This window comes from Duganella sp. BJB1802, from assembly GCF_013369445.1.
Taxonomy (GTDB): domain Bacteria; phylum Pseudomonadota; class Gammaproteobacteria; order Burkholderiales; family Burkholderiaceae_D; genus Rugamonas; species Rugamonas vulcania_A.
Map to the genome: position 1 here is coordinate 158,766 of NZ_JABWEF010000007.1, position 17,923 is coordinate 176,688.

Here is a 17,923-nt window from a genome sequence, read left to right on the forward strand (position 1 = left end):
CTTTCTGCCCTGGCCATACAGATTCGGCGCAAGTTCATCGCGCGGCCTGGCGCGCGAATGGCCTTCGATGCCAGCTTTTGCGCAGCTAACAATGCGGCGGCCATGCTTTCGGCCGCCGCGATCATGCCCGTTAGTTCTATCGTTCGGATGAGAACAGGGCGGCGTTGCCCCAGCTGACCGGCAAGTGCTCATTGGTGCCGGCCGCGCTGCGCGCCACCAGTTCGACCATGCGGACGCCGGCCACGTCGGCGCTCAAGGCTTGCGCCGTCTGGCCCCAGCGCAGCGGCTTGCTCTTCGCCAGCAGCTTGCCGTCGCCGTAGATCATGAAGATGACGTCGTGCTTGCGGTCCTGCGCGGAGTCGTCCACGCCCACCTGCGCGCTCAGCCGGCGATAGCCCTGGTTGCGCACCTCCAGCCGGGAATTGACCAGGATGCCGATGCCGGCGGCGTAAGGCGTGCCGGCGATCTGCATGACCTGGCCGTAGGGCGTGCTGTCGGCGCGCGCGCCGCCCCAGCCGGCGTACATCGGCCGTTCGCCCGGACCCTTGGTGCCGGTCCAGCCGAACGAGGAGCGGAAGATCGTCGGATCGATCTGCGGTCTGACCACGCCATCGACCGCTGGATTCACGCTGCCCGGCTGTTCCGAAAGATAGACGCCCTGGGCCAGTGCCCGCTCGCCGTTGGCGCGGAAGATCCGCGTCTCGCGCGGCATCACGCGCAGCTTGGTTTCCTTGGTGAACGTGCTGTCCGCCTTGGTCCACAGGTCGGTCAGCGTGACCGGCGCGTCGCCGCGCAGCTTGAGATGCTCGGCGGTCAGGTCGACGTCGATCGGCGCCAGCCCGCGGTTGAAGATCGCCACCGCCTTCTGGCCCGACGCCAGCGGCTTGACCAGGATCTCCAGGTCGTCTGCATCGTAGGCGAGCACCGCCTGGTTGCCGGCCGGGTCCTGGTTGACCGCGATGATGTCGGCATTGCCGACGATGTCCATCAGCGGCTGCGGCATGGTGCGCAGGTCGGCGCCCAGCATCAGGGGCGCGTTCAGCATGGCCCACAGCGCGAAGTGCGACTTCGCCTCCACCAGATGGTCGGCGTCGAAGTCGCCCTTGCCGATGTACAGCATGTCGGGGTCGTTCCAGCCGCCCGGATGGCCATACAATTCGCGCCGCGCCGCGCTGTCGAAATTGCTCAGCAGGCGGGACCACGACGGCGTGATGTCGTCGCTGGTGCGCGACAGGTTGCCGTAGTTCTTGCCCCAGGCGCGCACGTCGGCCGCGCCCCAGATGCACAGCGACAGCAGGAAGTCGCCGTCCGGCTTGTTGCGTTTCAGCGCCGCGTTGATTTGCGTGAACTCCGCCTGCACCGCCGGGATGTCGGAACGGCTGACCGATTCCAGGTCCAGCACCGGCGTCAGCGCGCGGTACTGGCCGGAGCGGACCTTGGCGCTGTTGGCGCCGTAGGCGCGCAGGCCGCAGCCGTCGACCTTGATGAAGTCGAAACCCCAGTCGCCGAAGAAGAGGTTGATGTCCTGGTCGATGTGGCCGTACAGGCCGATCTCCCGCTCCAGCACGCTGCCCTTCGGCAGGTCGGTGTCGACGCCGGAATACGCTTGCGAGCAGGTGTTGCGGCCGAGGTCCGAATAGATGCCGGCCTTGAGTCCCATCGCGTGCAGCTTGTCGGTGAGCGGGCGGAAGCTGGTGCCGCCGCCCTGCACGGACGACGGGAAGCGTTCGGCCCGTATCACCAGGCGGCCATCCGGCATCTGGCGGCGCGCCGCCCAGCCGTCGTCGATGTTGATGTAGCGGTAGCCGCGCGCGGCCAGTCCGCTGTCGGCGATGCGCTGGGCCGAGCCGAGGATCTTGGCTTCGTCGATGTCGGTGCCGAAGGCGTTCCAGCTGCTCCATCCCATCGGCGGTGTCGCGGCGCGGCCGGCGGTGTAGGCGCTCCAGCGCGCGGTCGGCGCCAGCGGATCGGCCGCCGCGTGCAGCGAGACGGCGGCGAGCAACAGGGGGATCAGGGCCAGGCGCGGCGGCCGGCGGAAAGTCGTTTGCATGATGGTCTCCGATTTATTTTGTGGTTTCAAGCTGGAAGGTGCCGACCGGCAGGTCGTCACCGCTGAACAGGTTCACGAACGGCGCGTCGGCCCAGCCGTAGCGCACGTGCGTGACGTTGGCTGCGGCGGCGCCGGGCAGGACCACGGTGTCGCCGGCCGCGCGGGCGTCGGCGTAGCGGCAGCTGGCGCCCGCGCATACTTCAAAGCCGATGGCGCGGTCGGACGAGTACGTCGCCAGGCCGCCGCCCGTGTCGCGGAAGGTGATGACGATGTCCTTGCCGCTGTGGCGCGCGGAGACCGGGGACGGACTGCCGGGCGCAATCTTCTCGCCGTAGGCCACGGCCCGCGCCGCGCGCGCCAGCCGCTCGCCGACCACCGTCTTCTGCGTCGGATGGATGTCGAAGCGGTCGCCGACATCGAGCGTGACGGCCAGGCCCGCGTGGGCGTCGCGCGCCACCGCCTCGGCCTGCGCGTCGCGCAGCTCGGCCCAGCTGGACTGGCCGGGCGCCTTGGCCGTGCCAGCGAACGAGGTCAGCTGCGCGACCAGGAAAGGCAGCGCCGGCTGGCCGAAGCGCTGACGCCAGTCGCGCATCAGCAAGGGCAGCAGCGCGCGGTATTCCTGCCCGGCGCCCGCGTTCGCCTCGCCCTGGTACCACGCCGCCAGCTTGAATTTGTAGCCGACCAGCGGGGCGATCATGCCGTTGTACAGGGTGGTCAGGCTGTTCGGCACGTCCCACGGCGCCGGCGGCACGGCCAGGTTGCGCAGGACGCTGCCGCGCTGGACTTTCCAGGCGGCCGGCAGCGCGATCGTCTGGCCATCCGTGGTGCCGATGACGCGGCCGTCGGGCGAACCAGACAGGCCACCGCCCTGTCCTCCGCTCAGCACGCGCATGGCGATCACGTTGCGTCCAGGCTTGAACACGCCGGCCGGCACGGCGTACTCGCGCCAGATCCACGGCGTGCTGGCGCCGCCCACGCGCACGCCGTTGACCCAGGTGCTGTCGTAGGTGTCGACCGGGCCCAGGCGCAGCGTGTTGGCCGCCTTGGCCTGCGCCTCGGTCAGCGTGACGGCGGTGCGGTACCAGGCCACGCCGTCGAAGTCCTTGAAGCCGGCCAGGCCGCTGTCCTTCCACGAGCCGGCCGGGGTGACGGTGGGCCAGGCGGCGTCGTCGAAGTCCGGCGCGCTCCACGCGCGTTGCGCGGCGGCGGCCGGGTCGTGGGCGAGCCACCAGGCGTCGTTGGGGCCTCCTCGGCGCGCATGCCCGCGGCCGGATCGGCGCCGTATTGCGCCACGGCGGCCACGCCCGCCGCGTAGTCGCCGAAGGTGCGCAGCGATTCGGCCCCGATCCAGCCCTGGATGGTGGTGCCGCCCCAGCTGGCGTTGATCATGCCGACCGGGATCTTGTAGCGGGCCTGCAGCGTGCGCGCCATGTAGTAGCAGACCGCCGAGGCGTCGCCGACCGATTCCGGCGTCAGCGGCGTCCACGCCACCGGGCCCTTGAGCTCGTCCTGCGGCGTCGCCGCGCTGTGCTTCTCGATGTTCAGGTAGCGCAGGCTGTCGTTGCGGGCGCCCCAGGTGGCGCCCATGGCGTTGGTCGACGCGCGCACCGCGAACTCCATGTTGGACTGGCCCGAGCACAGGTAGACGTCGCCGACCAGCAGGTCGCTGCGGCTGACCGTCCGGCCGTCCGACGCGACCGTCAACGCGTATGGCCCGCCGGCCGGTTGTGGGGGCAGCTCGACGCGCCACTTGCCGTGCGCGTCCGCGCTGCCGGTCACCGTCTGGCCGCCGAGGGTGACGGTCAGCGGGCGCCCGGCGCCGGCCGTGCCCCAGACGGCGATGGGCTGGTCGCGCTGCAGCACCGCGTGGTCGGAGAAGAGCTTCGCCAGGCCGAGTTCGGCGGCGTGCGCGGGCAGGCCGGCGCAGCCGAGTGAAAGCGCCAGCAGGGGCGCGGCGGTGCGGAGTGTCGCCATCATGAATCCTCATCGTTGGGGGAGCAGGGCGGATTCTGCGATCTTGTCCGCCGCTGAGCAATTACGAAAACGGCCAAAGAGCCCAATGTTATTGAGGAAAACGGGCGCCATGGATTTTGGGCCGGCGCGCGAGCCGATAGAATGAGTGCTCTTCAATGCGGGGACTACGATGACGAACAACCTTCTGCGCACCGCTGTCGCGCTTGCCCTGGCGTCGCTGTGCGCTGTTTCGATGCCTGCCCGCGCGGAGGCCGCCGCGCCGGCCGCGTCCGCCGCTGTGAGAAGCGCGAGCGGCCTGACGGTGACCACCGCGCAGGGCACCGTGCGGATCGAGCCGTGGAGCGAGCGCATCGTGCACGTGCTGTCCGGCCCGGCCGCATCGTGGGACGGCAACTACAACCCGGCCGTGATCGCCCGCCCGGGCGGCGTCGACTGGACCCTCACCGAAACGGCGGACTATTACCAGCTGGCGACATCGGCGTTGTCGGTGCGCGTGGCCAAGGCCTGGGGCGGCGTCAGCTTCCACGATGCACAGGGCAAGCAGATGCTGGCCGAGTCCGGGCGCGACGCCTCGAAGGCCGGCGTGATGCAGGGATTCGATTACTCCGGCCCGGTGTTCGGACTGGGGCAGCACCAGAACGGCAAGCTGGACTATCGCGGCACGACGGTGCGCCTGCAGCAGGCCAACCGCGACGTGGCGGTGCCGATGCTGGCCACGCCGGAAGGCTTCGGCATCCTGTGGAACAACGCCTCGGTCACGCAGGTCGACGCCGGTTTGCCGGCCGGGCCGTATCCGCTGGTCATCCGCTCCGAGGCGGGACAGGGCTCCGACTACCACTTCATCCTCGGTCCCGAGCTGGACGAGGTGGTGGCCGGCTACCGCGAACTGACCGGACGCGCACCGATGATGGCCCGCTGGACCTGGGGCCTGTGGCAATCGAAGGAGCACTACGCCACCCAGGCCGAGCTGCTCGACATCGCCGCCCGCTACCGCGCGATGAAGGTGCCGCTGGACGCGGTGGTTCAGGACTGGCAGTACTGGCAGCCGGGCGCCTGGGGCGAACACCAGATGGATCCGGCGCGCTACCCCGATCCGAAGGGCATGCTCGACCAGCTGCACGCGCAGCACGTGCACGCCATCCTCTCCGTCTGGGCCCGCTTCGACGCCGGCACCCGCAACACGGCCGAGCTGGAGAAGGCCGGCGTGCTGTATCCCGAGCTGTACAACAACGTCTACCCGGCCGGCAAGGGCCGCTGGTACGACGCCTATTCGCCGCGCGGCCGCCAGCTGTACTGGGAGCAGATCAACCGCACGCTGGCCCCGGCCGGCTGGGACGGCTGGTGGCTGGACGCCAGCGAGGCCGAGCTGGGCGGCTGGTGGGGCCAGATGCGCGACGTCGCCACCGCCGCCGGCCCCGGCGCGCAGGTGTACAACGCCTATCCGCTGTTGCACACGACGGCCGTGTTCGAAGGCTCGACGCAGGCCGCGCCGGCCAAGCGGCCCTTCATCCTGACGCGCTCGGCCTACAGCGGCCAGCAGCGCAACGCGGCCATCACCTGGTCGGGCGACACCATGGGCACCTGGGACGTGCTGCGCGCCCAGCTGCCGGCCGCGCTGAACTTCACGTTGAGCGGCATCCCCTACTGGTCGGCCGACATCGGCGGTTTCTTCGGCGGCAATCCGGCCGATCCTGAATATGCCGAGCTGTACACGCGCTGGTACCAGTTCGGCGCCTTCAATCCGATGTTCCGCGTCCACGGCACCGGCGACGGCAAGGAGATCTGGCGCTTCGGCCCGGCCACGCAGAAGATCCTGCGCGACGTGACGCAGCTGCGCTATCGCCTGCTGCCGTACATTTATTCGGCGTCGTGGGACGTCACCAGCCGCAACGGCACGATGATGCGCGCGCTGGCCATGGACTTCCGCGCCGACGCGCAGGCGGTGGCCACGGCCGACCAGTACATGTTTGGCAAGGCGCTGATGGTGGCGCCGGTGATGACGCCGCACACGGACGTACGCACCGTCTACCTGCCGGCGCAGAACGAGTGGTTCGATTTCTGGACCGGCAAGCGCTACGCCGGCGGCAAGGTCATCGCGGCCAAGGCCGACATCGCGACCATACCGTTGTTCGCCCGCGCCGGCAGCATCCTGCCGCTGGGGCCGGTGCTGCAGTATGCCGACGAGCCGAGCGCGCAGCCGCTGGAACTGCGCGTCTATCCGGGCCGCGACGGCAGCGTCGAACTGTACGACGATGCCGGCGACGGACAGGGCTATGCTCGCGGCGAGCGGGCGACCCGGCACATCACCTGGAGCCAGGCCGGCGGCAAGCTGGCGATCGCGCCGGTGGAGGGCGGCTTCCCCGGCATGCGCCGCGAGCAGGCCTTCGTGGTGCGCTGCGCGGCCACGCCGGCCGGCAAGGGCGTGCATGTGGTGGCTGGCGATGCGGCGGTCGAGGTGTCCTTGCCGGGTTGCCGCTGATTCGGGGTCAGGCTTCCGGCGCCGTCCAGACCAGGTTCCACAGGTGGCCGTCGATGTCCTCGAAGCCCTGGTCGTACATGAAGCCGTTGTCCTCGGGCGGATGCGGTATGCGGGCGCCGGCGGCGGTGGCCTTGGCGATCAGGCTGTCCACCTCTTCGCGGCTCTCGCAATTCAGGCAAATGACGAGCTCATTTGTTTCCTTGGCATTCGCGATGGGCTTGTCGATCAGGGACTGGAAGAAGGGTTCGGTCGTCAGCATGGCCTGGATGGTGTCGCCGACGATGTTCATGAACGCCGCGTTCTCTCCGCTGAAGCGGGGATCGAAGCTAAAGCCGAGGGCGGAAAAGAAGGCCCTGGATTTGTCCAGATTCTTCACGGGCAGGTTGAGGATGATCTGATTTTTCATGGCGTTTCCTTGGTGAGGGTGGAATGGATTACCGGTGCTTCATCCCTACGACGGCTGACGTTACACAAAATCGACACGCTTGTGAAAAATATTTTCCTCCAGGATGGTTGAAAGAATGAAGTCTTCCTGAAGGAAGTTGCGTGCCAGAACAAGTTGAATCACAATGCGTCGATCGATAAGGAGCGGCGCATGGGCAAAGGCAGGTTGGAAGCATTCAGCGATGGCGTGATCGCCATCATCATCACCATCATGGTGCTGGAACTGAAGGTGCCGCATGGTGCGGACTGGGCGGCGTTGCAGCCTTTGTGGCCGGTGTTCCTGAGCTATGTGCTGAGCTTCATCTACGTCGGCATCTACTGGAACAACCATCATCACCTGATCCACACCGTCAGCAAGATCACCGGCGGCGCGCTGTGGGGCAACTTGCATTTGCTGTTCTGGCTGTCGCTGGTGCCGTTCGTGACCGGCTGGATGGGCGAGAACCATTTCGCCGCGCTGCCGCTGGCCTGCTATGGCTTCATCCTGTTCATGTCCAGCGTCGCCTACTATGTGCTGGCGAAGTGCTTGGCGGCCAATAACGAGGCGCTGCGGGTAGCATTGGGCAAGGATCGCAAGGGCAAGCTGTCGACGCTGCTGTATTTGATCGGCATCGGCCTGTCTTTGTTGGAACCGATGGCCGGCTTCGCGGTCTATGTGATTGTTGCGATGATCTGGTTTATCCCTGACCGCCGTTTCGAGCAGCGCTAGGCGTTCTGGCTCAAAGCCTTTTGCCTGGCCTTGCTGAGCGATTCCACCGCGCGGCGGTAGGAGCCGTCCACCAATTCGGCCAGATAGTCGGCAGGGAACGTGCCCACGTCGACGATGGTCACCCAATGAAAGCGACCCATGTAGCGCGCCGGCTTGACTCCCGGCATGTCGGTCAGCTCCAGGAAACGGTCCGGCGTCACGCGTACGCTGAAGCGCCACTGCTCCGGCTCGCTGGTCTTGAAGTAGGCGAAGGTCTTGTCCTCGACCTTGTAGACCAGGATGTTCGACGGCTCGCCGTGCAGGCTCTCCACCGCGCCGGGATATTGCCGGCAATGTCGTTTCAGCTGTTGAGTGTTCATTTCTGCGGCCATGTTGCAATGGAACCTCAGTGTAGCCGCAAAAATGCCATTTCGACAAAGCATTCTTCGGAAAAAGCGCCCGCTTTCCAATCAAGTGCAGTGCAGCATTTTTTGCCAGTGACTGCCGCCATATCACCCTGATATGATCTTGCGCTTCCATGCTGCGCTTTGTCGCGTCAGCATTTTTCCCCGGCGTTTAATGAAAGATACCCACATGTCCCGTCCTCAAATGCTCATCATTGCGGCCGCCCTCGGCCTGGCGTTTTCCTCGACCGTGCTGGCCGCTGCTCCGGCGGCATCGCTGGCCGGCAATCCGCTGGCCACGGCCAGCACGCTGCCGTTCCACTATCCGGCATTTGACAAGATCAAGGACGAGCACTTCCAGCCAGCTTTCGTCGAAGGCATGCGTATCCAGCTGAAGGAAATCGAGGCGATCGCCAACAACAAGAAGCCGGCCACCTTCGAGAACACCATCGTCGCCATGGAAAAATCCGGCGAGCTGCTGACCCGCGTGCAGACCACCTTCGGCAACCTGCAGGGCGCCAACACCAACGACAAGCTCGACGCGATCGACAGCGAGATGTCGCCCAAGCTGGCGGCCCACGGCGACGCCATCTACCTGAATCCCAAGCTGTACGCCCGCGTGAAGTCGCTGTACGACAACCGCGACAAGCTCAAGCTCGACGCCGAATCCAAGCACCTGCTGGAACGCTACCACACCGATTTCGTGCGCGCCGGCGCCAAGCTGTCCAACGCCGACAAGGAAAAACTGAAGGCCATCAACGGCGCCATCGCCACGCTGCAAACCACCTTCACCCAGAACGTGCTGAAGGAAACCAACGCCTCGGCGCTGGTGGTCGACACCCGCGAGGAGCTGGCCGGCATGACCGACGCCGCCATCGACGCCGCCGCGGCAGCCGCCAAGGCCAAGGGCATGGACGGCAAGTTCCTGGTCGCCATCGTCAACACCAGCGGCCAGCCGCCTTTGGCCGTGCTGACCAACCGCGCCGTGCGCGAGCGTCTGATGGCCGCGTCGCTGACGCGCGGCAGCCACGGCGGCGAGTTCGACAGCCGCGAAGTGGTGCTGAAGATCGCCAAGGCGCGCGCCGAGAAGGCCACCCTGCTGGGCTACGCCAACTTCGCCGCCTATTCGCTGGAAGACCAGACCGCGCACGACACCGCCGCCGTCAACAAGCTGCTGGGCGAGCTGGCCAAGCCGGCCGTCAACAACGCCAGGAAGGAAGCGGCCGACCTGCAAGCCGTGGTCGACGCCGACAAGGGCGGCTTCCAGATCGACGCTTCCGACTGGGCCTTCTACACCGACAAGGTGCGCGCCCAGCGCTTCGCCTTCGACGAGAACCAGCTCAAGCCCTACTTCGAGCTGAACAACGTGCTGACCAACGGCGTGTTCTACGCCGCCGGCAAGCTGTACGGCCTGTCGTTCAAGGAGCGCAAGGACCTGCCGGTGTACAACCCGGACGTGCGCGTGTTCGACGTGTTCGACGCCGACGGCAAGCAGCTGGCCATCTTCATCGCCGACATGTACGCCCGCAGCAACAAGCAGGGCGGCGCCTGGATGAACGAGTACATCTCGCAATCGTCGCTGCTGGGCACGCACTCGGTGGTGGCCAACCACCTCAACATTCCTAAGCCGCCGGCGGGCGAGCCGACGCTGCTGACCTACGACGAAGTCAAGACCGCCTTCCACGAGTTCGGCCACGCGCTGCACGGCATGTTCTCCAACGTGAAGTATCCGCGCTTCTCCGGCACCAGCGTGCCGCGCGACTTTGTCGAATATCCGTCGCAGGTGAACGAGATGTGGGCCGTGTGGCCCGAGGTGCTGGCCAACTACGCCAAGCACTACAAGACCGGCGAGCCGATGCCGAAGGAATTGCTGGACAAGGTCATCGCCTCGAAGAAATTCAACCAGGGCTTCCTGACCACCGAGTACCTGTCGGCCTCGCTGCTGGACCAGCGCTGGCACCAGCTGACCCCGGCGCAGATCCCGACCGACGTGCTGGGCTTTGAAGCGGCTTCGCTCAAGGACATGGGCGTCGACTTCGCGCCGGTGCCGCCGCGCTACCGCACCACCTACTTCTCGCACAGCTTCTCCGGCGGCTACTCGGCCGGCTACTACGCCTACCTGTGGTCCGAGAAACTGGACGCCGACACCGTCGAATGGTTCAAGGAAAAAGGCGGCCTGAAGCGCGAGAACGGCGACTGGTTCCGCGCCAAGCTGCTGTCGCGCGGCGGCACCGACGATGCGATGAATTTGTTCCGCAACTTCCGCGGCCGCGATCCGATCATCGAGCCGCTGCTGGACCGTCGTGGCCTGAAATAACATAAACCGTTTATAAGAATAACCACATGAACACCAACCTGATTATCGCCGCCGGCGTGGCGGCCGTCTTCAGCGTCGCGCATGCGGCCGAGCCAGCTTCGATGCTGCCGGCCAGCAATGCCTTCGCCAAGGCCAGCACGCTGCCGTTCGGCTACCCGCCGTTCGACCAGATCAAGAACGAGGACTACGGCCCGGCCTTCGCCGAGGGCATGCGCGTCAACGCCGCCGAGATCGAAGCGATCGCCAACAACAAGCAGCCGGCCACGTTCGAGAACACCATCGTCGCGATGGAGAAGGCCGGCCAGCTGCTGTCGCGCGTGTCCAGCGTGTTCGGCAACCTGTCCGGCGCCAACACCAACGACAGCTTCAAGGCGCTGGAGCGCGAACTGTCGCCGAAACTGGCGGCCCACAGCGACGCCATCCGCCTGAACGCCAAGCTGTACGCGCGCATCAAGTCGCTGTACGACAAGCGCGCCAAGCTGCACCTGGACGCCGAGTCGCTGTATGTGCTGGAACGCTACAACACCGACTTCGTGCGCGCCGGCGCCAAGCTGTCCAACGCCGACAAGGAAAAGCTGAAGGCGCTCAACAGCGAACTGGCGCAGCTGTCGACCAGCTTCGCCCAGAACGTGCTGGAGGAAGCCAACGCCTCGGCGCTGATCGTCGACACCCGCGAGGAATTGGCCGGCATGTCGGACAAGGCGATCGACGCGGCCGCCGCCGACGCCGCCAAGCGCGGCCTGGCGGGCAAGTTCGCCATCCCGGTGGTCAACACCACCGGCCAGGCCAACCTGGCGGTGCTGACCAACCGCGCCGTGCGCGAACGGCTGATGGCCGCTTCGCTGGCGCGCGGCAGCCACGGCGGCAAGTACGACAACACGCAAGTCGTGCTGAAGACCGCCAAGCTGCGCGCGGAAAAAGCCGCGTTGCTGGGCTATGCCAACTACGCCGCCTATTCGCTGGAGGACCAGACCGCGCACACGCCGGAAGCGGTCAACAAGATGCTGTCCGAGTTCGCCCGTCCGGCCGTCGCCAACGCCAGGAAGGAAGGCGCCGAGATCCAGGCGGTGATCGACAAGGAAAACGGCGGCTTCCAATTGGCCGCGCACGACTGGTCGTTCTACAGCGACAAGGTGCGCGCCGAGCGCTTCAACTTCGACCAGAACCAGCTCAGGCCTTACTTCGAACTGAACAACGTGCTGACCAACGGCGTGTTCTTCGCCGCCAACAAGGTCTACGGCCTGACGTTCAAGGAGCGCAAGGACTTGCCGGTCTACGATCCCGACGTGCGCGTGTGGGATGTGTTCGACGCCGACGGCAAGCAGCTGGCCATCTTCATCGGCGACTACTACGCCCGCAGCAACAAGCGCGGCGGTGCGTGGATGAATGCCTACGTGTCGCAGTCCAAGCTGATGGGCACGCATCCGGTGATCGCCAACCACCTCAACATTCCGAAGCCGAACGCCGGCGAGCCGACGCTGCTCACCTACGACGAGCTGCGCACGGCCTTCCACGAGTTCGGCCACGCGCTGCACGGCATGTTCTCCGACGTGAACTACCCGCGTTGCGCCGGCACCCGCGTGCCGCGCGACTTCGTCGAGTTCCCGTCCCAGGTCAACGAGATGTGGTCGGTCTGGCCCGAGGTGCTGTCCAACTACGCCAAGCACTACCAGACCGGCGAGCCGATGCCGCAGGCGCTGCTGGACAAGGTGATCGCGTCGAAGAAATTCAACGAGGGCTACCGCACCACCGAGTACCTGGCCGCCTCCATCCTGGACCAGAAATGGCACCAGCTGGACGCGTCGCAGATCCCGGCCGACGTGCTGGCCTTCGAGGCGGCGTCGCTGAAGGCCGCCGGCGTCGACTACGCGCCGGTGCCGCCGCGCTACCGCACCACCTACTTCTCGCACGTGTTCGCGGGCGGCTATTCGGCCGGCTACTACGGCTACCTGTGGTCGGAGAAGCTGGACGCCGACACCGTCAACTGGTTCACCGAGAACGGCGGCATGCTGCGCAAGAACGGCGACTGGTTCCGCAAGATGCTGCTGTCGCGCGGCGGCAGCATGGACGCGATGCAAATGTTCCGCAACTTCCGCGGCCGCGATGCCCGCATCGAACCGCTGCTGGAGCGCCGTGGCTTGACTGAAAAGTAAGCGCATAGCGGGACAGGGAAGCAGGGGCCGGACGCGATTTGTGTAAGAATCGCGTCCGGCCCTTTCATTTTATGAGTAAGATACAACCATGAGTAACGAACTGCACGGCGTGACGCTGGAAGCCATCGTGACCCGTTTGCACGCGCATTACGGCTGGGAACAGCTGAGCCGACGGATCGATATCAATTGCTTCATCAGCGATCCGAGCGTCAAGTCCAGCCTGAAATTCTTGCGCAAGACCCCGTGGGCGCGCGCCAAAGTCGAAGAACTTTACGTCGCCACGAAATTTACCGACTAGGGATGTATATGGACAGCAATCTGAAGGATTCACTGAGTACCCTGCGCAACCACCTGGCCAGCGCCGGCCCGATCGACGATGAGTTGAAGCAGTTGCTGACGCAGCTGGACGGCGACATCAAGCAGCTGCTGGAACGCCGCGCCGCCGAGGCCGAGCCGGACGAAAGCACCACCTATGGCCTGGCCGAGCGCACGCAGGAAATCTCGGCCAAGTTCGCCGTGCGGCATCCGCAACTGGAGCCGGCCCTGCGTGAGCTGGGCAACATCCTGTCGAGCATGGGGATCTGAAGCAGGCGGTGAAACAGGCGGGGAGAACCCGGGGAACCTAAGTCCCCGGGCAGCCGGCGTTACGGAAACGCCAGCATCGGCGGTTCCATACCGCCAAAGCTGATTTCGGGATGACGCTTGGCGATCATCTCTTCGATTTCTTCGACCCGCCGCACCGGCACGTCGACGATCAACAGCACCTGCCCCTGCTCGATGCGCGGGGCGAACGGCTTGAGGCGCGAATTCGGCACGGCCGCCGCGTTCATGCCCGAGGCCCAGCCGCCGAAGATCGCCCCGCCCAGCGCCACCAGCAGGATGGCGGCGGTGCGCAAGGTCATGCCGTCCACCGGGAACAGCGTGAGGAACACCCCCGCGCCCAGGCCGACGATGGCGCCGATCACCACGCCCAGCTGGGCGCCGTGGACCAGGTCGGTTTTCTGCATGAAGTTCACGTCCGGCATGTCCGAGGGCAGCGCATCCCTGGCCATGAAGCGCATGTGGCCGATCTCGATGCGGGCCAGCAGCAATTCATCCAGCATGGCGCGGGCGCTCGGCACGTCGGGCAGCATGAAATAAAGTCTGCGTCGCATAATGGTCTCCCAGCGATAGGTATCTAACCGTTATAGCAAAGTTGCGGACTATAGCAATGTGAATCCGTCATCGTTTTCACTCAAGTGATTGAATAGTAAAAGAATTTTTCTTTCTGGCACAAGCGGAGCGGGGGCATTTCCGGTACAATGCTGTCCGATATGAGCTCCCCTACCAATTTATTTGCGACCGTCCCGAAGCGGTCTGCCCGCGCTGCCGCCGCGCCTTTCCTCCCGATGTCCCGCGCCGAAATGGATGCGCTGGGCTGGGACGAGTGCGACGTCATCCTCGTCACCGGCGACGCCTACATCGACCATCCGAGCTTCGGCATGGCGCTGGTCGGCCGCCTGCTGGAGGCCCAGGGCTTCCGCGTCGGCATCATCTCGCAGCCGGACTGGACTTCGGCCGAGGCCTTCCGCGTGCTGGGCAAGCCGCGCCTGTACTGGGGCATCACGGCCGGCAACATGGACTCGATGGTCAACCGCTACACGGCCGACCGCAAGATCCGCTCGGACGACGCCTACACCGCCAACGCCGAGCCGAACAAGCGGCCCGACCGCGCCGTCACCGTCTACGCCCAGCGCGTGCGCGAAGCCTTCCCCGGCACGCCGGTGGTGATCGGCTCGATCGAGGCCTCGCTGCGCCGCATCGCCCACTTCGACTACTGGTCGGACAAGGTGCGCCGCTCGGTGCTGACCGATTCCAAGGCCGACCTGCTGATCTTCGGCAACGCCGAGCGCGCGCTGGTCGACCTGACCCACCGCATGGCGGCCGGCGAGGACATCAAGTCCATCCGCGACCTGCGCGGCACCGCCTTCATGGTGCCGGCCGGCTGGCTGCCGGACGCCGACTGGGGCGTGCACAACAGCACCCGCGTGGACGTGCCGGGCAAGGTCGACGCCCATCCCGATCCGTACATGATGGTGCAGCAGAACACCGCGTCCTGCGCCACCAGCAACGGCGGCGCCGACGAGGGCATGGTCGAGCCCAAGCCGGTCGAGGTGGTCAAGCCTATCCGCATCATGAGCCGCGAAGAGCGCCAGGCCATGGCCAGGGAAAAGCACAACAAGACCGTGGTGCGGCTGCCGTCCTACGAAACCGTCAGCACCGACCCGGTGATGTACGCGCACGCCTCGCGCGTGTTCCACCTGGAGTCCAACCCCGGCAACGCCCGCGCCATGGTGCAGGCGCACGGCGAGCGCGACGTCTGGCTCAACCCGCCGCCGCTGCCGCTGCGCATGGACGAGATGGACGGCGTGTACGACATGAACTACGCGCGCGCGCCGCATCCATCGTACGGCAAGGCGCGCATCCCGGCGTGGGAGATGATCCGCTTCTCGGTCAACATCATGCGCGGCTGCTTCGGCGGCTGCACCTTCTGCTCGATCACCGAGCACGAGGGGCGCATCATCCAGAGCCGCTCGGAGCCGTCCATCCTGCGCGAGATCGAGCACATCCGCGACAAGACCAAGGGCTTCACCGGCACCATCTCCGACCTGGGCGGCCCGACCGCGAATATGTACCGGCTGGCCTGCAAGGATCCGAAGATCGAGGAATCGTGCCGCCGCCTGTCGTGCGTGTACCCGTCGATCTGCGTCAACCTGGGCACCGACCACAGCAAGCTGATCTCGCTGTACCGCAAGGCGCGCGCCATCCCCGGCGTGAAGAAGATCCTGATCTCGTCCGGCCTGCGCTACGACCTGGCGGTGCGTTCGCCCGAGTACGTCAAGGAGCTGGTGACCCACCACGTGGGCGGCCTGCTGAAGATCGCGCCGGAGCACACCGAGGAAAACACGCTGTCGAAGATGATGAAGCCGGGCATCGGCGCCTACGACGAGTTCAAGGAGATGTTCGACCGCTTCTCGCTGGAGGCCGGCAAGAAGCAGTACCTGATCCCGTACTTCATCGCGGCCCACCCGGGCACGACCGACCTCGACATGCTGAACCTGGCGCTGTGGCTGAAGAAGAACAACTTCAAGCTGGACCAGGTGCAGACCTTCATGCCGACGCCGATGGCCATGGCCACCACCATGTACCACACGCGCAAGAACCCGCTGCGCAAGGTGACCGAGGATTCGGAGGTGGTCGAGACCGCGCGCAGCGGCAAGATCCGCCGCACCCACAAGGCCTTCCTGCGCTACCAGGACCCGGAGAACTGGCCGATCCTGCGCGAGGCGCTGGTGGCCATGGGCCGTGGCGACTTGATCGGCAATGGCGACAAGCACCTGATCCCGTCGTGGTCGGCGGGCGAGGGCAACGCGCCCGATCCGAGCCGGCGCGCGCCGTCCGGCCCGGCGCCGAGCGCCAAGGGCGCCCGCTCCGGCGTGGTGGCCAGCGCGCAGCCGCCGGCGCGCCAGCAGGGGCAGCGCGCCAACGCGCTGACCGGCTCGCTGACGGCGCGCCAGTCGCTCGACACCAAGCCGCGCGCCTCCATCCTCGACACCATCAAGGTCAAGCGGCCGGCCGCCGCCCCGGCCAAGGGCGCCAAGCCGGCCCCGCGCGGCCGCAAGTAAGCCGCCGACCGGCATCGAGTCGGCATCCAATCGGCAGCGCCTCCCGGGGCGCTGCTTTTTTTTCGTCTATTCCCACAAAGAAATGTTGTTAAATTCCCCGATCGGTGCAATTGCGTGGATAATTCAGGCTTGCTCCAACGATGCGTGAGGAGCGCTTGCCACTACACTTGCAAGCAAGCTGGCCGCTGTTGCGGCCGGCCCGCACGCAGACCCCATTCTGTGAACTGGAAGATCATGAAAAAATTTAAATTCTCGACCCTGCTGCTGGCACCCGTGCTGGCCATCCTGGCCGCCTGCGGCGGCGGTGGTGGCGGCGGCTCGTCCACCGGCACGCCCACGCTGAAGAGCATCACCATCGGCAGCGCCGACAACGCCACCACCATCGCGATCGCCGCCGCCGCCAAGCAGATGACCGCCACCGGCCTGTATTCGGACGGCAGCAGCAAGGTGCTGGCCGCGACCGGCGGCCTGGTGTGGGGACCGGCCAATTCCACGGTGCTGCAGATCTCCACCTCGGGCAACCTGACCGGCAAGCTGGTCGGCACCGACACCCTGACCGCCACCCAGGACGGCGTGACCGGCAAGCTGGCCATCACCGTCACCGCGCCGTGGCGCGCCGTGGTGGCCGGCGGCAACCAGACCATCGCCCGCCGGGCCGACGGCAATCTGTACAGCTGGGGCGAGAACATCAAGGGCCAGCTGGGCGACAGCACCACCATCAACCGCAACGTGCCGGTGCTGGTGTCCGGCGGCGGCGTCGGCTGGAAACAGGTGGCGCTGGGCGACCAGTTCGCCGTGGCCATCCGCACCGACGGCACGCTGTGGGCCTGGGGCTACAACCAGGACGGACAGCTGGGCGACGGCACCCAGACCAACCGCGCCGCGCCGGTCCAGGTCGGCAAGGACAAGGACTGGGCCATGGTGGCGGCCGGCAAGGCCCACGCGCTGGCGATCAAGAGCACCGGCCTGCTGTACGGCTGGGGCCGCAACGACCGCGGCCAGCTGGGCCTCAGCGACACGAACAACCGCTCCGCGCCGACCAAGATCGGCACGGCGGTGTGGCTGGCGATCTCGGCCGGCGAAACCCACACGATGGGGATCCAGACCGGCAACGACCTGTACGGCTGGGGCGGCAACACCTATGGCCAGGTCGGCAACCTGCTCAAGGTCGACGTGCCGGCGCCGGTCAAGATCGGCACGGCCAAATGGAACTCGGTGTCGGCCGGCGCCTTCCACACCACCGGCATCAACACCTCGGGCATGCTGTTCGCGTGGGGCCAGAACACCTATGGCCAGCTGGGTAACAACGGTTCGGTCGACCTGACCTCGCCGGTGCAGATCGGCACCGACACCAACTGGTCGCAGGTCGCGGCCGGCACCCAGCACACCCTCGCGGTGCGCAACGACGGCACGCTGTGGAGCTGGGGCGCCAACACCGAGGGCCAGTTGGGCACCGGCGGCACCGACACCACCACGCCGCAGCAGGTCGGCAGCGCCAACAACTGGCTGTCGGTGGCGGCCGGCCGCGCCCACAGCTTCGGCCTGAAGGCGGACGACACGCTGTGGGGCTGGGGCCGCAACCAGGAAGGCCAGCTGGGCAGCAACCAGACCATCCCGTACTCGCCGATCCCGGTCAGCGTGCCGAACTAAGTAGTACTACGCGGTTTCGACGGACGGCGGGCGCGAGCCCGGCCGTCCGTTGTGTTTTATGCCCGGGTATGGCCAGAAAGCGACGATATCGGACGCCGA

14 protein-coding genes are annotated in these 17,923 nt (G+C 66.4%); 8 read left to right on the plus strand and 6 right to left on the minus strand.

Annotation, left to right across the window (positions count from 1 at the left end; genetic code table 11):
• Nucleotides 1-136: 136 nt before the first annotated feature.
• From HUX88_RS13375 to HUX88_RS31855, 3 genes are read right to left on the minus strand one after another with little or no spacing between them, the layout of a single operon-like run.
• Nucleotides 137-2,050 carry an NPCBM/NEW2 domain-containing protein gene (locus HUX88_RS13375; RefSeq protein WP_176362081.1) on the minus strand — a complete coding sequence of 638 codons (1,914 nt, stop codon included), beginning with the start codon at nt 2,048-2,050 and terminating at the stop codon, nt 137-139.
• Nucleotides 2,051-2,063: 13 nt separating this feature from the next.
• Nucleotides 2,064-3,140: a sialate O-acetylesterase gene (locus HUX88_RS32295; RefSeq protein ID WP_217916318.1), complete on the minus strand. Its 1,077-nt coding sequence runs from the start codon at nt 3,138-3,140 to the stop codon at nt 2,064-2,066.
• Nucleotides 3,110-4,027, minus strand: a complete 918-nt coding sequence (locus HUX88_RS31855; RefSeq protein ID WP_217916319.1) for a sialate O-acetylesterase — start codon at nt 4,025-4,027, stop codon at nt 3,110-3,112. Before HUX88_RS31855 ends, HUX88_RS32295 begins: the two co-directional genes overlap by 31 nt.
• Before the next feature lie 166 nt (nt 4,028-4,193).
• On the opposite strand from HUX88_RS31855, the gene HUX88_RS13385 reads away from it, so the two are divergent.
• Complete coding sequence (locus tag HUX88_RS13385; protein WP_176362082.1) at nt 4,194-6,503, plus strand: glycoside hydrolase family 31 protein; 2,310 nt, start codon at nt 4,194-4,196, stop codon at nt 6,501-6,503.
• A 7-nt stretch (nt 6,504-6,510) separates the two neighbouring features.
• On the opposite strand, the gene HUX88_RS13390 is transcribed toward HUX88_RS13385, so the two are convergent.
• Nucleotides 6,511-6,909 (minus strand): VOC family protein, encoded by a 399-nt coding sequence (locus tag HUX88_RS13390; RefSeq protein ID WP_117012169.1) that lies wholly within the window; start codon nt 6,907-6,909, stop codon nt 6,511-6,513.
• Nucleotides 6,910-7,098: 189 nt separating this feature from the next.
• Here HUX88_RS13390 and HUX88_RS13395 point away from each other — a divergent pair, with 189 nt between their 5' ends.
• On the plus strand, nt 7,099-7,656 hold the full coding sequence (locus HUX88_RS13395; protein ID WP_117012743.1) for a TMEM175 family protein: 558 nt from the start codon (nt 7,099-7,101) through the stop codon (nt 7,654-7,656).
• Here the strand turns inward: HUX88_RS13395 and HUX88_RS13400 are convergent.
• The gene (locus HUX88_RS13400) at nt 7,653-8,015 is read right to left on the minus strand and encodes an MmcQ/YjbR family DNA-binding protein (protein WP_176362083.1); all 363 of its coding nucleotides are present in this window, start codon (nt 8,013-8,015) and stop codon (nt 7,653-7,655) included. The two genes, HUX88_RS13395 and HUX88_RS13400, sit on opposite strands and share 4 nt — an antisense overlap.
• 229 nt (nt 8,016-8,244) lie before the next feature.
• Between HUX88_RS13400 and HUX88_RS13405 the strand changes: the two genes are divergently transcribed.
• The 4 genes from HUX88_RS13405 to HUX88_RS13420 all read left to right on the plus strand — a co-directional run bounded on the left by HUX88_RS13405 (nt 8,245) and on the right by HUX88_RS13420 (nt 13,094).
• Nucleotides 8,245-10,356, plus strand: coding sequence for a M3 family metallopeptidase (locus HUX88_RS13405; RefSeq protein WP_176362157.1), 2,112 nt, complete (start codon nt 8,245-8,247; stop codon nt 10,354-10,356).
• Nucleotides 10,357-10,382: 26 nt separating this feature from the next.
• A complete protein-coding gene (locus HUX88_RS13410) occupies nt 10,383-12,509 on the plus strand; it encodes a M3 family metallopeptidase (RefSeq protein ID WP_176362084.1) in 2,127 nt (708 codons plus the stop codon).
• A gap of 88 nt (nt 12,510-12,597) precedes the next feature.
• The gene (locus HUX88_RS13415; protein ID WP_117012165.1) at nt 12,598-12,807 is read left to right on the plus strand and encodes a VF530 family DNA-binding protein; all 210 of its coding nucleotides are present in this window, start codon (nt 12,598-12,600) and stop codon (nt 12,805-12,807) included.
• An 8-nt stretch (nt 12,808-12,815) separates the two neighbouring features.
• Nucleotides 12,816-13,094 (plus strand): DUF4404 family protein, encoded by a 279-nt coding sequence (locus HUX88_RS13420; RefSeq protein WP_117012742.1) that lies wholly within the window; start codon nt 12,816-12,818, stop codon nt 13,092-13,094.
• A 59-nt stretch (nt 13,095-13,153) separates the two neighbouring features.
• Here the strand turns inward: HUX88_RS13420 and HUX88_RS13425 are convergent, their stop codons facing one another.
• Complete coding sequence (locus HUX88_RS13425) at nt 13,154-13,663, minus strand: DUF1269 domain-containing protein (RefSeq protein ID WP_229213104.1); 510 nt, start codon at nt 13,661-13,663, stop codon at nt 13,154-13,156.
• A gap of 234 nt (nt 13,664-13,897) precedes the next feature.
• Between HUX88_RS13425 and HUX88_RS13430 the strand changes: the two genes are divergently transcribed.
• Both HUX88_RS13430 and HUX88_RS13435 read left to right on the plus strand, forming a co-directional pair.
• On the plus strand, nt 13,898-16,174 hold the full coding sequence (locus HUX88_RS13430; RefSeq protein ID WP_217916320.1) for a YgiQ family radical SAM protein: 2,277 nt from the start codon (nt 13,898-13,900) through the stop codon (nt 16,172-16,174).
• A gap of 234 nt (nt 16,175-16,408) precedes the next feature.
• The gene (locus HUX88_RS13435; RefSeq protein ID WP_117012163.1) at nt 16,409-17,824 is read left to right on the plus strand and encodes a hypothetical protein; all 1,416 of its coding nucleotides are present in this window, start codon (nt 16,409-16,411) and stop codon (nt 17,822-17,824) included.
• The last annotated feature ends 99 nt before the right edge of the window (nt 17,825-17,923 follow it).

Excerpts from the sequence above, each read along its gene's own strand:
- HUX88_RS13395 (WP_117012743.1), top strand. The coding sequence starts at position 7,099 with ATGGGCAAAGGCAGGTTGGAAGCATTCAGCGATGGCGTGATCGCCATC.
- HUX88_RS13415 (WP_117012165.1), top strand. The coding sequence starts at position 12,598 with ATGAGTAACGAACTGCACGGCGTGACGCTGGAAGCCATCGTGACCCGT.
- HUX88_RS13400 (WP_176362083.1), bottom strand. The coding sequence starts at position 8,015 with ATGAACACTCAACAGCTGAAACGACATTGCCGGCAATATCCCGGCGCG.
- HUX88_RS13405 (WP_176362157.1), top strand. The coding sequence starts at position 8,245 with ATGCTCATCATTGCGGCCGCCCTCGGCCTGGCGTTTTCCTCGACCGTG.
- HUX88_RS31855 (WP_217916319.1), bottom strand. The coding sequence starts at position 4,027 with ATGATGGCGACACTCCGCACCGCCGCGCCCCTGCTGGCGCTTTCACTC.
- HUX88_RS13410 (WP_176362084.1), top strand. The coding sequence starts at position 10,383 with ATGAACACCAACCTGATTATCGCCGCCGGCGTGGCGGCCGTCTTCAGC.
- HUX88_RS13430 (WP_217916320.1), top strand. The coding sequence starts at position 13,898 with ATGTCCCGCGCCGAAATGGATGCGCTGGGCTGGGACGAGTGCGACGTC.
- HUX88_RS13425 (WP_229213104.1), bottom strand. The coding sequence starts at position 13,663 with ATGCGACGCAGACTTTATTTCATGCTGCCCGACGTGCCGAGCGCCCGC.
- HUX88_RS13375 (WP_176362081.1), bottom strand. The coding sequence starts at position 2,050 with ATGCAAACGACTTTCCGCCGGCCGCCGCGCCTGGCCCTGATCCCCCTG.
- HUX88_RS13435 (WP_117012163.1), top strand. The coding sequence starts at position 16,409 with ATGAAAAAATTTAAATTCTCGACCCTGCTGCTGGCACCCGTGCTGGCC.
- HUX88_RS13385 (WP_176362082.1), top strand. The coding sequence starts at position 4,194 with ATGACGAACAACCTTCTGCGCACCGCTGTCGCGCTTGCCCTGGCGTCG.
- HUX88_RS13420 (WP_117012742.1), top strand. The coding sequence starts at position 12,816 with ATGGACAGCAATCTGAAGGATTCACTGAGTACCCTGCGCAACCACCTG.
- HUX88_RS13390 (WP_117012169.1), bottom strand. The coding sequence starts at position 6,909 with ATGAAAAATCAGATCATCCTCAACCTGCCCGTGAAGAATCTGGACAAA.